At 56.2% G+C, this 14,025-nt stretch carries 12 protein-coding genes; 3 read left to right on the top strand and 9 right to left on the bottom strand.

Features of this window, described 5'->3' with window-relative positions; all coding sequences use genetic code 11:
• Positions 1 to 75 precede the first annotated feature (75 nt).
• The 4 genes from proY to phoB form a co-directional block, all read right to left on the bottom strand.
• Positions 76 to 1,449 carry a proline-specific permease ProY gene (gene proY / locus L383_RS23345; protein WP_032628726.1) on the bottom strand — a complete coding sequence of 458 codons (1,374 nt, stop codon included), beginning with the start codon at positions 1,447 to 1,449 and terminating at the stop codon, positions 76 to 78.
• Positions 1,450 to 1,529: 80 nt separating this feature from the next.
• Positions 1,530 to 2,849 (bottom strand): branched-chain amino acid transporter carrier protein BrnQ, encoded by a 1,320-nt coding sequence (brnQ, locus tag L383_RS23350; RefSeq protein WP_014882744.1) that lies wholly within the window; start codon positions 2,847 to 2,849, stop codon positions 1,530 to 1,532.
• Between the two features lie 409 nt (positions 2,850 to 3,258).
• The gene (gene phoR / locus L383_RS23355; protein ID WP_014882743.1) at positions 3,259 to 4,554 is read right to left on the bottom strand and encodes a phosphate regulon sensor histidine kinase PhoR; all 1,296 of its coding nucleotides are present in this window, start codon (positions 4,552 to 4,554) and stop codon (positions 3,259 to 3,261) included.
• Positions 4,555 to 4,575: 21 nt separating this feature from the next.
• The gene (phoB, locus tag L383_RS23360) at positions 4,576 to 5,265 is read right to left on the bottom strand and encodes a phosphate response regulator transcription factor PhoB (protein ID WP_008503265.1); all 690 of its coding nucleotides are present in this window, start codon (positions 5,263 to 5,265) and stop codon (positions 4,576 to 4,578) included.
• Between the two features lie 186 nt (positions 5,266 to 5,451).
• Here phoB and sbcD point away from each other — a divergent pair, with 186 nt between their 5' ends.
• Together sbcD and sbcC are read left to right on the top strand one after the other, a co-directional pair.
• On the top strand, positions 5,452 to 6,657 hold the full coding sequence (sbcD, locus tag L383_RS23365; protein WP_023332219.1) for an exonuclease subunit SbcD: 1,206 nt from the start codon (positions 5,452 to 5,454) through the stop codon (positions 6,655 to 6,657).
• Positions 6,654 to 9,785, top strand: coding sequence for an exonuclease subunit SbcC (sbcC, locus tag L383_RS23370; RefSeq protein WP_023332218.1), 3,132 nt, complete (start codon positions 6,654 to 6,656; stop codon positions 9,783 to 9,785). The genes sbcD and sbcC overlap by 4 nt, the downstream gene beginning before the upstream one ends.
• A gap of 98 nt (positions 9,786 to 9,883) precedes the next feature.
• On the opposite strand, the gene mak is transcribed toward sbcC, so the two are convergent.
• Positions 9,884 to 10,789 carry a fructokinase gene (gene mak, locus L383_RS23375; protein ID WP_014882740.1) on the bottom strand — a complete coding sequence of 302 codons (906 nt, stop codon included), beginning with the start codon at positions 10,787 to 10,789 and terminating at the stop codon, positions 9,884 to 9,886.
• A 123-nt stretch (positions 10,790 to 10,912) separates the two neighbouring features.
• Between mak and rdgC the strand changes: the two genes are divergently transcribed.
• Positions 10,913 to 11,827, top strand: a complete 915-nt coding sequence (gene rdgC, locus L383_RS23380) for a recombination-associated protein RdgC (protein ID WP_014882739.1) — start codon at positions 10,913 to 10,915, stop codon at positions 11,825 to 11,827.
• 46 nt (positions 11,828 to 11,873) lie between these two features.
• Here the strand turns inward: rdgC and ppnP are convergent, their stop codons facing one another.
• The 4 genes from ppnP to aroL all read right to left on the bottom strand — a co-directional run bounded on the left by ppnP (position 11,874) and on the right by aroL (position 13,909).
• The gene (gene ppnP, locus L383_RS23385) at positions 11,874 to 12,161 is read right to left on the bottom strand and encodes a pyrimidine/purine nucleoside phosphorylase (protein WP_014882738.1); all 288 of its coding nucleotides are present in this window, start codon (positions 12,159 to 12,161) and stop codon (positions 11,874 to 11,876) included.
• A 71-nt stretch (positions 12,162 to 12,232) separates the two neighbouring features.
• Complete coding sequence (locus tag L383_RS23390) at positions 12,233 to 12,910, bottom strand: AroM family protein (RefSeq protein ID WP_014882737.1); 678 nt, start codon at positions 12,908 to 12,910, stop codon at positions 12,233 to 12,235.
• 238 nt (positions 12,911 to 13,148) lie between these two features.
• Positions 13,149 to 13,340 carry a protein YaiA gene (yaiA, locus tag L383_RS23395; protein WP_014882736.1) on the bottom strand — a complete coding sequence of 64 codons (192 nt, stop codon included), beginning with the start codon at positions 13,338 to 13,340 and terminating at the stop codon, positions 13,149 to 13,151.
• Positions 13,341 to 13,384: 44 nt separating this feature from the next.
• Positions 13,385 to 13,909: a shikimate kinase AroL gene (gene aroL, locus L383_RS23400; protein WP_014882735.1), complete on the bottom strand. Its 525-nt coding sequence runs from the start codon at positions 13,907 to 13,909 to the stop codon at positions 13,385 to 13,387.
• Positions 13,910 to 14,025 lie beyond the last annotated feature (116 nt).

Genomic DNA, 14,025 nt, shown 5'->3' with positions numbered 1-14,025 from the left:
GAGGAGGACGGGGGAGGAGGGATCAGTGCGGCCTGATGCCCTAACCCTCTCCCACAGGGAGAGGGAATAAAAAAATTACTGCGCTTCTGCCAGTTGGCGATCGCGGCGGCATTTAAACACCCAGCCAATCAGCAGCAGGACGATCCACGCACAGCCCACGTAGAGGGAAATACGGGTATCCGGATGGTAGCCAATCAGGCCAATGATAAACACCAGGAAGATCAGCCCGACGACGGTTGTTGCAACGCCACCCGGGACTTTAAACTTCAGCGCTTTCGCCTCTTCCGGCGACAGGCGACGGCGGAACGCAATCTGCGACAGCAGGATCATGATCCACACCCACACGGTCGCGAAGGTCGCCAGCGACGCAATCACCAGGAAGACGTTCTCCGGCATGATGTAGTTCAGGTAAACCGAGAACAGCAGCGCAACGGTCATGACCACCACCGTCACCCACGGCGTGCCGCGGCGGGAGGTTTTAGCGAACACCTTCGGCGCACTGCCCTGCTCCGCCATGCCGTGTAGCATACGGCCCACGCCAAAGACGTCACTGTTGATCGCGGAAAGCGACGCGGTCAGCACCACGAAGTTCAGAATGCTGGCAGCAAACGCAATGCCCATATGCTGGAAGGTCAGCACAAACGGGCTACCGTTGGTACCGACCTGGTTCCATGGGTAGATGGACATAATCACGAACAGCGTGCCCACATAGAACACCAGAATACGCATCGGCACGGAGTTGATGGCACGTGGAATGGATTTCTCAGGGTCTTTCGCTTCCCCGGCGGTGATACCAATAATTTCAATACCGCCGTAGGCGAACATCACCATCTGCAGCGACATCACCATCCCGAGCCAGCCGTTGCTGAAGAAGCCCCCGTTGCTCCAGAGGTTATGGATCCCGGTCGGCTGACCGCCGTTGCCAATCCCCCAGAGGATGATGCCGAAACCGGCCACAATCATGATGATAATGGTGGCGACCTTGAAGAAGGAGAACCAGAACTCAAGTTCGCCGAACACCTTCACGCTCATCAGGTTGACGGCGCAGATGAGCAGCACCACGCTCAGCACCCAGATCCAGTGCGGCACCGTCGGGAACCAGACGCCCATATAGATACCAAACGCCGTAACATCGGCAATGGCCACAATCAAAATTTCAAAGCAGTAGGTCCAGCCAGTGATAAACCCGGCCAGCGGTCCGAGGTTTTCCTGCGCATAGCGCGAGAACGAACTGGCAGAAGGATTGTGAACCGACATCTCTCCGAGGGCGCGCATGATGATATACGCCGCCACGCCACCGATGATGTAGGCCAGCAGAACGCTTGGACCGGCCATTTTGATGGCATCTGCCGAGCCATAAAAAAGACCGGTACCAATCGCAGAGCCCAGCGCCATAAAGCGAATGTGGCGTGTGCTGAGACCACGTTTAAGTTTGTTAGTGCTTTCCATTAAAATCTTGCCATTCAACACGAAAAAACAAAAAACCACGGGGCCTTAAGCCCCGTGGTTAAACAGTTTGTTGCCGTTGATTAATGGGCGTTAGATGCAACCTGGCGCCCTGCAGCACGGTCCCAGATAATCGCCAGAACCAGTGCAACAACGGTAGGCATCAGCCAGGCCAGGCCCTGCTCGGACAGCGGCAGACGCTGTGTCCAGGCGGGCAGAATCGCGGCGAACGCTGATGCTTTAATCCCGTCAAGGATACCAAAAATCAGGCTGATAAACATGGCTGGCGCAATAATTCGTGAGGAGTTATTCCACCACGGACGGGTGAAGCTCAGCACCACCAGCACGATGCACGGCGGATAGATGGCCGTCAGCACCGGAATAGAGACCTGAATCAGGTGGCTCAGACCGAGGTTGGACACCGCCATGGAGAAGATACCGAGGATAAACACCAGGGTGCGGTAAGAGAGCGGCAGATACTGCGCAAAGAACTCAGCACAGGCGCAGGTCAGGCCCACTGCGGTCACCAGACACGCCAGGAAAATCAGCGCCGCCAGCAGCATACTGCCCGCACCACCGAAGGTGTGCTGGACGTAAGCGTGCAGAATAGCCGCACCGTTCGCGTTCTGATCAACCAGCATGGCGCTATCAGAGCCCAGGCGGAACAGCGCCAGATACAGTAGCGTCAGACCCACACCAGCCATCAGGCCAGCCCAGATGGTATAGCGGGTCAGCAGACGCGCTTCGGTCACACCGCGGGAACGCGCGGCGTTAACGATAACAATACCAAACACCATTGCGCCCAGCGTATCCATCGTCAGGTAGCCGTTCACAAAACCGTTAGAGAACGCGGCGTTTTTATAGGCGTCCATTGCGTCGCTGATCGGGCCTGCTGGCCAGATGATAGCGGCCACGGCGAGAACGATCAGGGCGATGATTTTCAGCGGCGCCAGGAAGTTACCCACGGTATCCAGCAGTTTACCTGGATAGAGGGAGACCAGAATGACAATCGCGAAGTAGACCAGGCTGTAGATAAACAGCGGCATCGGGCCGTCGCCGGTCAGCGGAGCAATCCCCACTTCAAAGGAAACGGTCGCCGTGCGCGGGGTGGCAAACAGCGGGCCCACGGCCAGATAGCAGACGGTGGCCAGCAGAACACCTGCGACTTTGCCAATCGGCGTGCTGAGGCTGTCCACGCCGCCACCGACTTTCGCCAGCGCGACGACGGTCAGTACCGGTAGACCCACGGCAGTAATCAGGAAACCAAACGCAGCGGTCCAGACGTGTTCACCCGCCTGTAAGCCAACCATTGGAGGGAAAATAATGTTGCCTGCGCCAACGAACAGCGCAAATGTCATAAAGCCCAGCGCGATGATGTCACGCGATTTTAAGTGATGGGTCATAAAACCTTACTGCCTGTGGATGTGGTGTTGAAAACATTGAGATTTTCGTTTTCCCTGACGGGACGATACAGCCGAAAAATTGCTCAATTTCAGCGGGAAATGCTCCCGTCCTGGCGTGGAGAAGAATAGTTTTTCGATTTACCACGCAAATACAGTCGGTCTGACAGTATCTGGGGGGCAATTTAAACGCTTATAACGTTTAAAGGCAAGGTGGGATCTCAAAACCAGAACAATATGCCAGCATGAAAATACACGCCAGCACAATACGCTATTTACAGGAAAAACTCATGGCTAATCATGCGAACAAAAAACACCCAGCCGTATATTATTCATCCGCGTTTCGCTTGACTGCAAAGCAAACGGGCCAGCAGACGCTGACCCGTGGAAAGGGAAAATGACACACCTGCCCTCAGGCGGTCTTTTTGGCAATTAATCGTTCCGGAATAACGAAACTGAAGCGGGTTCCTTTCCCCAGCGTACTCTGAATATCAAGTCGGCTTTCGTGGTGATTTACCGCGTGCTTCACAATCGCCAGCCCCAGGCCGCTCCCCCCTGTTTGCCGAGACCGCGCTTTATCCACGCGGTAGAAGCGTTCGGTCAGACGCGGGATATGCTCCGGTGCGATCCCCGGCCCGTTATCTTCCACGCTAAACTCGGCGCCCGTAGGGGTACGGTTCCAGCGCACCATAATATCCGTCCCTTCCGGCGTATGGTTCACTGCGTTGTACACCAGGTTGGATATGGCGCTACGAAGCTCATCCTCACTGCCCAGCACCTTTAGCGTGCTGTCGACCTCGAAGGTCAGGTGATGCTTTTTGTGGCTTAACGTCTGCGCTTCACGCTCCACGACCCGCAGCATCATCGGCACATCTATCGTGTCATTCAGCGCAAGCGTAGGCGCCGCTTCAATCTTCGAGAGCGTCAGCAGCTGCTTCACCAGCCCTTCCATGCGATGCGTTTGCTCGCGCATGGTATGCAGCGCTTTTTCACGCGGCGCACCTTCCAGCGTTTGCTCCTGCATCATCTCCAGATAGCCCTGAAGCACGGTCAACGGAGTACGCAGTTCGTGGCTGACGTTCGCAAAGAAATTACGGCGCGCGCCCTCAAGCTGGTGCATTTGGGTGACATCGCGCGCCACCATCAGCCACTGCTTATCGCTGTAAGGCATCACGCGGATTTCCAGATGGCGACCATTATTGAGCTTCAGATTGTGCGGGCGGGTAAAATCACGCTTTTTCAGATACAGCGTGAATTCGGGATAGCGTAAAAGGTTAAGGATGTTCTGACCGTTATCGTCCGGCCAGCGAAGGCCCAGCAGCTGTTGCGCCAGGCCGTTACACCAGAAGATGGTGCCTTCTTCAGTGGTCAGGATGACCGCATCCGGCAACGACTCCGCCCCGCTGCGAAAACGCTTAATCAGGCTTCCCAGCTCGCGACGGCGCTTTTTATTACGCATCTGCATCTGGTGCAGGCCGTACAGCAGGGGCTCCCAGCTGCCGCTGCCCGGCGGTGGGGTCATACTGCGGTCAACCCACAGCCACCAGGAGAGGCGCAGCAGGTTCCAGAAATGCCAGATCAGCAGCCCGGTGACCGACGCCAGCAGAAACCACGGCAGATGTCCGAGAAAGGCCCCAAGAAGGAAGGCCGGAATACAGCATAAGATCAGTTCAAAGACGAGCCTTTTCCATGACAGACGTTCCAGCACGCGTCACACTCCTGTCATTGTTCAGAAACGGGTCGAAAAACGATAACCCGTGCCGCGGACCGTCTGTACCATGCGATCGTGGCCGCTCAGTTCCAGCGCTTTTCGCAGGCGGCGAATATGTACGTCAACCGTCCGGTCTTCGACATACACGTTAGTTCCCCAGACGTTATTCAGCAACTGCTCGCGGCTGTATACGCGTTCCGGGTGAGTCATAAAGAAGTGCAGGAGTTTAAATTCGGTAGGGCCCATATCGAGGGGGTTTTCGCCGGTCATCACGCGGTGCGAGGTCGGGTCAAGGCTGAGTCCCTGCATCTCTATCACCTCTTCCACCGCCATCGGTGAAATACGGCGCATCACGGCTTTAATGCGGGCGACCAGCTCTTTTGGGGAGAACGGTTTAGTGATGTAATCGTCCGCGCCGGTTTCTAGTCCGCGCACGCGATCCTCTTCCTCTCCGCGCGCCGTGAGCATGACAACCGGGATGTCGCGGGTCAGAGCCTCACGCTTCAGGTGTTTGATAAACTGCAGTCCGGAGCCGCCAGGCAACATCCAGTCCAGCAGAATCAGATCGGGCCAGGGTTCATTCAGCTGGTTCACTGCGCTGTCATAATCTTCCGCTTCAACCGGCTGGAAGCCATTTTGCTCGAGCACGAAGCACACCATTTCACGAATTGGAGCTTCATCTTCTACGACCAGAATACGTCTCGCCATACTTTGCCCTGTCTTATCTTATTAAGTTACACGTTTGTAATTCGGCGCCATTATGCGTCAGATTTATGACAGATTTATGAAAAACATTACCACGGAAGCGGGCAAACCGTTGTTTTATTACAGCGGTTATTTTCCCTTCTCTGAACGTTTATAATCCTGCTTTCTCATTTTTGCCACGGAACCGCTATGCGCATACTTCACACCTCGGACTGGCATCTCGGTCAAAATTTTTACAGCAAAAGCCGTGCGGCTGAACATGAAGCGTTCCTGAACTGGCTGCTGGAGACGGCGCAGGCCCACGAGGTCGATGCGATTATTGTCGCGGGTGACATCTTTGATACGGGGTCGCCCCCCAGCTATGCGCGCGAGCTGTATAACCGCTTCGTGGTGAACTTGCAGCAGACCGGCTGTCATCTGGTGATAGTCGCCGGTAACCATGACTCCGTGGCAACGCTCAATGAATCCCGTGACATTCTGGCGTTTCTCAATACTACCGTCGTCGCCAGCGCCGGGCATGCCCCGCAGATCCTGAAAAAACGCGACGGTACGCCGGGGGCAGTGCTGTGCCCGATCCCCTTTTTACGCCCGCGCGATATCGTACAAAGTCAGGCGGGACTGTCGGGCACGGAAAAGCAGCAACATTTATTACAGGCCATCACCGACTATTATCACCAGCAGCACGCGGATGCCTGCAACCTGCGTGGCGAACAGCCGATACCGGTGATTGCGACCGGGCATCTCACCACCGTTGGGGCCAGTAAAAGTGACGCCGTGCGTGACATCTATATCGGCACGCTGGACGCCTTTCCGGCGCAGAACTTTCCGCCTGCGGACTACATTGCGCTCGGGCATATTCACCGCGCCCAGGTTATCGGCGGCTGCGAGCATATTCGCTACTGCGGATCCCCTATTTCGCTCAGTTTCGATGAAACCGGCAAAGCCAAATCCGTGCATCTGGTGAGCTTCAGCGAGGGCAAACTCAGTGCCGTCGAGACGCTGGAGGTGCCGGTCACCCAGCCGCTGGCGGTGCTGAAAGGCGATCTGGAGGCCATCACCGCTCAGCTTGAACAGTGGAGCGGCACCGCGCTTAATCCCCCCGTCTGGCTGGATATCGAAATCACTACGGATGACTACCTGCATGATATGCAGCGAAAAATCCAGGCGCTGACGGAAGACTTGCCGGTAGAGGTCTTACTGGTGCGCCGCAGCCGCGAGCAGCGCGAGAAAATTCTGTTAAGCGCCCAGCGGGAAACGCTCAGCGAGTTGCGGGTAGAAGAGGTGTTTGAGCGCAGGCTCTTGCAGGAGGATATTGACGACGCGAAGCGCGAAAGACTCAGCGAACTGTTCACCCATACCCTGCATGCCCTCAATGACGAGGAAGAAAACGCATGAAAATTTTGAGCCTGCGTCTGAAAAATCTCAACTCCCTCAAGGGCGAGTGGAAAATTGACTTTACCGCTGAACCCTTTGCCAGTAACGGGCTGTTTGCCATTACCGGCGCCACAGGCGCAGGTAAAACCACCCTGCTTGACGCCATCTGTCTGGCGCTTTATCACGAAACGCCGCGCCTGAGTAAGGTTTCCCAGGCACAAAACGACCTGATGACGCGAGATACCGCCGAGTGTCTGGCGGAAGTGGAGTTTGAGGTAAAAGGTATCGCCTACCGCGCCTTCTGGAGCCAGAACCGGGCACGCAACCAGCCGGACGGCAACCTGCAGGCGCCGCGCGTGGAGCTGGCCCGCTGCGAAGATGGCAAAATCCTCGCCGATAAAGTCACGGACAAGCTGGAGCAAACCGCCGCGCTCACCGGTCTGGACTATGGCCGCTTTACCCGTTCAATGTTGCTCTCACAGGGGCAATTTGCCGCCTTCCTGAATGCCAAACCGAGCGATCGCGCAGAGCTGCTGGAAGAGCTGACCGGCACCGAAATCTACGGCCAGATTTCCGCCATGGTGTTTGAAAAACACAAAGCCGCCCGCAGCCTGCTGGAAAAGTGCGAGGCGCAGGCAGCGGGCGTCGTGCTGCTGAGTGAAGAACAGCAGCAGCAATTACAGCAAAGTTTGCAGGCACTTACTGACGAAGAGAAAACGTTGCTGGCGCAGCAGCAAAACCAGCAGAAACATTTTCAGTGGCTTACCCGTCATGATGAGCTTGTGCGCGAGCAACAACGCATCACCGCATTGCAGCAGCAGGCACAACAGGCTCTGACGGACGCTGCGCCTGAGCTGGCAAAGCTCCAGCTTGCGCAGCCCGCCGCCCAGCTTCGTCCGCTCTGGGCGCACCAGCAGGAGCAAACCGCGCGTCTGACGCAAACCCAGCAGCGAATTATTGAAGTAAATACTCGCTTACAAGCCAAAACCGCGCTGCGCGCGCGGATCCGTAATACTGCCCTGCGTACCCACGCCGAGCTTCATACTGAACTGACGGCGCTGGCGCAGTGGCTGGCGGAGCACGAGCGTTATCGCCTGCTGGGTCAGGAGATTGCCGGATGGCGCGCGCTCTTCTCACAGCTTAACCGCGATAAAAACCAGTTGGCCACGCACGCTGCGCGGATGACTGAGTTACGTAACAAGCTGACTGACATGCCGGAAAATACGCTCACGCTGACGGCGGATGAGGTCAACGTGGCAATGGAGCAGCAGTCCCGGTCACGCACGCAGCGCCAGCGGCTGACGTCGCTACACGCTCGCTATCAGCCGCTGCAAAAGCGCCTGCGCCAGAGCAATGAAAGCGTACAGAAAGCCCAGGCGGAGCAGAGCAAACTTAATGAAACGTTGACGCTGCGCCGCCAGCAGTACAAAGAGAAACACCAGCACTATCTGGATCTGAAGGCCCTGTGCGAGCGTGAAGCGACAATTAAAGATCTGGAAAGCTATCGTTCACAGCTTGAGGCAGGCAAACCTTGTCCCCTGTGCGGTTCCTGCGAGCATCCCGCCATTGAGCAATATCAATCGCTTGAGCTGACGGATAACCAGCGCCGCCGTGATGCGCTGGAAAAAGAGGTGGCCGCGCTAAAAGAAGAAGGCCTGCTGGTGCTGGGGCAGGTTAATGCCCTGGCTCAGCAGATTCAGCGCGAGACGGGCGACGTGCAGACCCTGTCTGAGGAAGAGCAAGCACTCACTAAAGAGTGGCTTGAGATCTGCGCGTCCCTGAATATCACATTGAATATTCAGGAAGATATCGCGCCATGGATAAACGAGCAGGAACACTATGAGCGCCAGCTTTATCAGCTCAGCCAGCGTCTTACCCTGCAAAACCAGCTGAACGAACAGGAAGCGCAGGCGCGCCAGTATCAGCAGCAGCTGACGGCGACACGCCAGACGCTGGAACATACCCTGCTCACGCTGTCGCTTAGCGTTCCCGAAGAGGGGAACGAAGCCGCCTGGCTGCACGTCCGCGAAGGAGAATTCGCGCAGTGGCAGGAAAAACAAACGCAGCACGGCGTGCTTGTGGAACGCAGCAACGCTCTGAAGCCGTTGCTCGACACACTTCCGGCAACCCACACCGAAGAGACCGAACCGGCCATTCCTGATGGCTGGCGCGCCATTCACGATGAATGCGTATCGCTGCAAAGCCAGCTTACCGCCCTGCAGCAACAGGAGGCGCTGGAGCAAGAGCGCCTGCAACAGTCGCAGACCCAATTCTCCGCGGCGCTCTCTGCCAGCTGTTTTGCCGACAGGGAGGCGTTCATTGCCGCTCTGCTGGATGATGACATCCTCCGTGGCCTCGAACAGCTGAAGCAGTCGCTGGAAAACCAGATACAGCAGGCCACGGCGCTATCCGGCCAGGCGAACCAGCAGCTACAGGCGCATGTTGCGCTGCGCCCGGAAGGTCTCGAGGCCGATGCATCCACTTTGCAAATCCAGCTGCAGCAGCTGGCGCAACAGCTTCGCGAGAACACCACGCATCAGGGCGAGATCCGCCAGCAGCTCAAGCAGGACAGCGACAACCGTCAGCATCAGCTGACGTTGATGCAGCAAATTGAAGAGGCCGCGCGTCAGGCCGACGACTGGGGCTATCTGAACGCGCTGATCGGCTCCAGTACCGGCGATAAGTTCCGTAAGTTCGCTCAGGGGCTGACGCTGGATAATCTCGTCTGGCTTGCTAACCAGCAGCTAAATCGCCTGCACGGGCGTTATCTGCTGCAGCGCAAAGCCAGCGATGCGCTGGAGCTGGAAGTGGTCGACACCTGGCAGGCAGATGCCGTACGCGATACACGCACGCTCTCTGGCGGCGAGAGCTTCCTGGTCAGCCTGGCGCTGGCGCTGGCGCTTTCCGATCTGGTGAGCCACAAAACGCGAATCGATTCGCTGTTCCTGGATGAAGGATTCGGCACCCTCGACAGTGAAACGCTGGATATCGCACTGGATGCGCTCGACGCGCTGAACGCTACCGGGAAAACCATCGGCGTCATTAGCCACGTCGAGGCGATGAAAGAGCGCATACCGGTGCAGATTAAGGTGAAGAAGATTAATGGGCTGGGGTATAGCAGGCTGGACAGGGAGTTTGCGGTGGGGTGAATAAAGGGTCGCTGCGGTCTGGTGCCCTCACCCTGGCCCTCTCCCACAGGGAGAGGGTACAAACATCAAAAACAGCAACTTGCGTTGCTGTTTTGCTTTTATTCCGGCCACAGCCACGCCGCGCCGCGCACGCCGCTGGAGTCGCCGTGGACGGCTTTGCGGATCGGGGTTTCACACTCGCCGCCGAAAACCCATTGCTTCACAAGATTTGGCACCGTGGCGTACAAGCGGTCAACGTTGCTCATCCCGCCCCCCAGCACAATCACGTCCGGATCGAGAATATTCACGACGTGCGCCAGCGATTTTGCCAGACGCATTTCGTAACGGCTCAGGGCTAGTTCAGCCACCGGATCCTGTTCTTCAACCAGACGCATGATTTCATTACCCTTGAGCGGTCGACCGCTCAGGCGGTGGTAATCGGTCGCAAAACCGGTGCCGGAGATAAACGTCTCAATACAGCCCTGCTTGCCGCAGTAACACGGCACGTCGGCGCGGTATTTGAGTTCATCTTCATCCATCCACGGCAGCGGATTGTGCCCCCACTCGCCCGCCGTGCCGTTGCCACCGATGTGCGAACGCCCCCCAAACGCCACGCCCGCACCGCAGCCGGTCCCGATAATCACCGCAAAAACGGTCTGCGCCCCTGCGGCGGCGCCATCAACGGCTTCGGAGACCGCCAGGCAGTTGGCGTCATTGGCCAGACGCACTTCCCGGTTCAGACGCGCGCTTAAATCTTTATCAAACGGCTGACCGTTCAGCCAGGTGGAGTTAGCATTTTTAACCACGCCGGTATAAGGGGAGATTGACCCCGGGATACCCATCCCGACGGTACCGCTTTGCCCTGTCGCCTGCTCGGCCATATCGACCAGCCGGGCAATCGTCTCGATGGTCTGGTGGTAATCATCGCGCGGCGTAGGCAGACGGTGGCGGAACAGCTGTTCCCCCTGCTCGCTCAGTGCAATGACTTCTGTTTTGGTGCCGCCCAAATCAATCCCAATACGCACAAGACTCTCCTCATTCTTTTGATTATCAACAGAGTAGAAGCACGCTTCCCGATTAGCAATGCAAGCGATGCGACAATTCGTTATCATGCCCGCTGATTTAACGACAAGGCCGTGGAAATTATCATGCTGTGGTTCAAAAATTTGATGGTTTACCGTCTCAGCCGCGACGTTTCGCTGCGTGCAGAAGAGATGGAAAAACAGTTAGCCGCTTATAGCTTTTCCCCTTGCGGTAGCCAGGATATGGCAAAAACCGGTTGGGTTCCGCCAATGGGTTCACAAAGCGATGCCCTGACCCACGCCAGCAGCACGGGACAAATCATCGTTTGCGCTCGCAAAGAAGAGAAAATTCTGCCCACGCCGGTGGTGAAGCAAGCGCTTGAAGCAAAAATCTTCAAGCTGGAAGCCGAGCAGGGCCGCAAGCTGAAAAAAACCGAAAAAGATTCGCTGAAAGATGAAGTCCTGCACTCTCTGCTGCCGCGCGCTTTTAGCCGCTTTAGCCAGACGATGATGTGGATCGATACCGTTAACGGGCTGATCATGGTCGACTGCGCCAGCGCCAAAAAAGCAGAAGATACCCTGGCCCTGCTGCGTAAAAGTATCGGTTCTTTACCGGTCGTTCCGCTGGCACTGGAAACGCCGATTGAGCTGACCCTGACAGAATGGGTTCGCAGTGGTACTGCGGCGCAAGGTTTCCAGATTCTGGATGAAGCCGAGCTGAAAGCCCTGCTGGAAGATGGCGGCGTGATCCGCGCCAAAAAGCAGGATCTGGTGAGTGACGAAATCGCGGTACACATCGAAGCCGGGAAAGTCGTTACCAAACTGGCGCTCGACTGGCAGCAGCGCATTCAGTTCGTGATGTGTGATGACGGCTCCGTGAAGCGTCTGAAGTTCTGTGATGAGCTGCGCGATCAAAACGAAGATATTGACCGGGAAGATTACGCCCAGCGTTTTGATGCGGACTTTATCCTGATGACCGGTGAGCTGGCGGCGTTAATTCAGAATCTGGTGGAAGGCCTCGGCGGCGAAGCGCAGAGATAACAGGCAAAACACAGGCCGGGTAAGCGTTAGCGCCACCCGGCTTTTTTTATTTCAAATAGCGGCACAGATAAGAGGTCGGTTCAGCAACCTGCAAATGAAATTCGCTGTGGCCAGGAACGTTGAAGGCTTCCCCGGCAGCGTAAACTTTCCATTCCGTTTCACCCGGCAGTAAGACGTTCAGCGCGCCGCTGACTACCGTCATCTCTTCCGCTTCGGCCGTGCCAAAGGTGTATTCCCCTTCAGCCATGACGCCCACACTGGCGCGGCCCGTGCTGCTGCTGGTAAAACCAATGGATTTCACTTTACCGGAAAAGTATTCGTTACTTTGAAGCATGAACTGGCCCTTATATTCAGAGATAAAAATTCACTATAGGGGCCATGCTCATTGCCTGTCACGCAAAATCATTACATCAGGAGTTCGGAAGCCAGGCGCGCCATCAGAACATTTGATAACAGCACCGGCACGTCCAGCGCCTTTTGCAATAAATCACGGTGATGCTGATGGAAACCGAGGCAGTCCAGTATCAACACATCCGCCCCTTTCTCCAGTAGCGCCTTCCCGGCAGCGATCAGTTTGGCCTCGCTGTCCCAGAAGGGATTTGCCAGGGCATACAGAGGCGTTTTTTCAAGCACGTGCCATTTTGCTTCCTGGTTGTTCATGAGCTCTTCCATCGGCACAATCACCCCCACCTGATGCCCGTCAACAATAGAGGCCACCAACGGCGGAATGATGCGCATTGGCTCAAGCAAAATCGCATTGCGCGCCACCAGTCCCTTAATGGGGGCGGTACTCATCAGCAAAATAACGTCATAATCTTGATTATCGAGCACTTCTATCACTGCCTGCAGCGAACGCTCAATTTTCTGTCGTGAAACATGCGCCAGTTTACCGTCGCTTAATAACGTCGCCAGGGGCTCCTCCCCCGCCTCAACAGCGTAGTCCTCCATGACCTCTTCCCGGCTCATCTTACCAAGCAGGCTGAGATGCGTGATCTGCTGTTCAGAGACATGCTCGGTTAAAAGCGGTAACACTTCGCTTACAGGGACCACACCAATAGTGAGGATCGCCAACGTTGCCTTCATCGTCTTCGCCTTCCATTACTACAAAATCTTATTACACAGGTACAGGCTCACTACGCTGCACAGTTCGTTTTTTCAACAAAACAGCACCAAGCGTAGCAGGTGATCTGCATCGCGAAATGTAAAGATCACCTGCGGGTAACGGAGTCACCTGTAATAACTAAATATTAACTCCTGCTTAACATTGGCGATGAGTAAAAAGTGTGATTCAGGCACGGTATTGGAGCGTTTAGGAAAACATCTATGACTTTTCGGGATCTTCGTAGCGCCGTTTGGCATCCAGGGCTTCCTGTTCAGTCTCATGTTCACTGATCAGCGAGTCCGGTTTGGGGTGATCGGCACGCAGCTGATACCAGGTCACGGTTTGATCGCCTGTGCCTTTTTCAACGGTAACGATACGTGCTTCGCGCGGATAGGGAGGTCTGGTTGGCATAGCTCATCCTTTTTTTATGTCTGAGCTATCAGTATAGACGGCGGTTAGCTGGCACAAGCCAAACGCAGGGCGGTAATAATCTGAATCACCACCTCTTCCGGTGCCGCAGAAGCATCCACAACGTGGTGCGCCGCTTCACGGTACAGGGCATCACGCTCGGCCAGGACTTCGCTCACCTCTTCGCTGAGCGGTCTGGAGGTCAGCGCCGGACGTTGTCCCTCCTCCGGAAAGGCCTCAAGGCGCCCCACGAGAGCCGAAACCGGCGCGCAGAGATAGATCACAATGCCCTTTTCACGCATAAAATGCCGGTTACACTCGGCGAGAACAATCCCCCCTCCTGTCGCAATCACGGCTGACGGCGTGGTGACCGCTTTCAGCGCGGCCGTTTCGCGTGCGCGAAAGCTCTCCCATCCCTCTTGCTCAACAATGTCCGCGATGGTTCTGCCGGCCTCGGTTTGCAGCCAGTGGTCGGTATCAACAAACTGACGATGACATGCGCGTGCCAGTTCCAGGCCAACGGTGGTTTTCCCACAGCCGCGGGGGCCAACTAAAAAGATGGGTTGGGTCATAGCCAGGTGTTCCCCTTGATGCCGGATGGCTGAAGAGTGTAAAGAAATCATTGCAGAAGATGTGTAGAATACTTTACTGCAAAGCGGTACGGGATGACAACCCTGCGGAAGCCACA

It is taken from the genome of Enterobacter sp. MGH 37 (assembly GCF_000534515.1).
GTDB lineage: Bacteria > Pseudomonadota > Gammaproteobacteria > Enterobacterales > Enterobacteriaceae > Enterobacter > Enterobacter kobei.
The sequence above is the reverse complement of the archived record's forward strand: the minus strand, read 5'-3'. Positions and strand labels throughout refer to the sequence as shown.

Excerpts from the sequence above, each read along its gene's own strand:
- brnQ (WP_014882744.1), bottom strand. The coding sequence starts at position 2,849 with ATGACCCATCACTTAAAATCGCGTGACATCATCGCGCTGGGCTTTATG.
- proY (WP_032628726.1), bottom strand. The coding sequence starts at position 1,449 with ATGGAAAGCACTAACAAACTTAAACGTGGTCTCAGCACACGCCACATT.
- yaiA (WP_014882736.1), bottom strand. The coding sequence starts at position 13,340 with ATGCCAACCAGACCTCCCTATCCGCGCGAAGCACGTATCGTTACCGTT.
- ppnP (WP_014882738.1), bottom strand. The coding sequence starts at position 12,161 with ATGCTTCAAAGTAACGAATACTTTTCCGGTAAAGTGAAATCCATTGGT.
- L383_RS23390 (WP_014882737.1), bottom strand. The coding sequence starts at position 12,910 with ATGAAGGCAACGTTGGCGATCCTCACTATTGGTGTGGTCCCTGTAAGC.
- sbcC (WP_023332218.1), top strand. The coding sequence starts at position 6,654 with ATGAAAATTTTGAGCCTGCGTCTGAAAAATCTCAACTCCCTCAAGGGC.
- rdgC (WP_014882739.1), top strand. The coding sequence starts at position 10,913 with ATGCTGTGGTTCAAAAATTTGATGGTTTACCGTCTCAGCCGCGACGTT.
- phoB (WP_008503265.1), bottom strand. The coding sequence starts at position 5,265 with ATGGCGAGACGTATTCTGGTCGTAGAAGATGAAGCTCCAATTCGTGAA.
- sbcD (WP_023332219.1), top strand. The coding sequence starts at position 5,452 with ATGCGCATACTTCACACCTCGGACTGGCATCTCGGTCAAAATTTTTAC.
- aroL (WP_014882735.1), bottom strand. The coding sequence starts at position 13,909 with ATGACCCAACCCATCTTTTTAGTTGGCCCCCGCGGCTGTGGGAAAACC.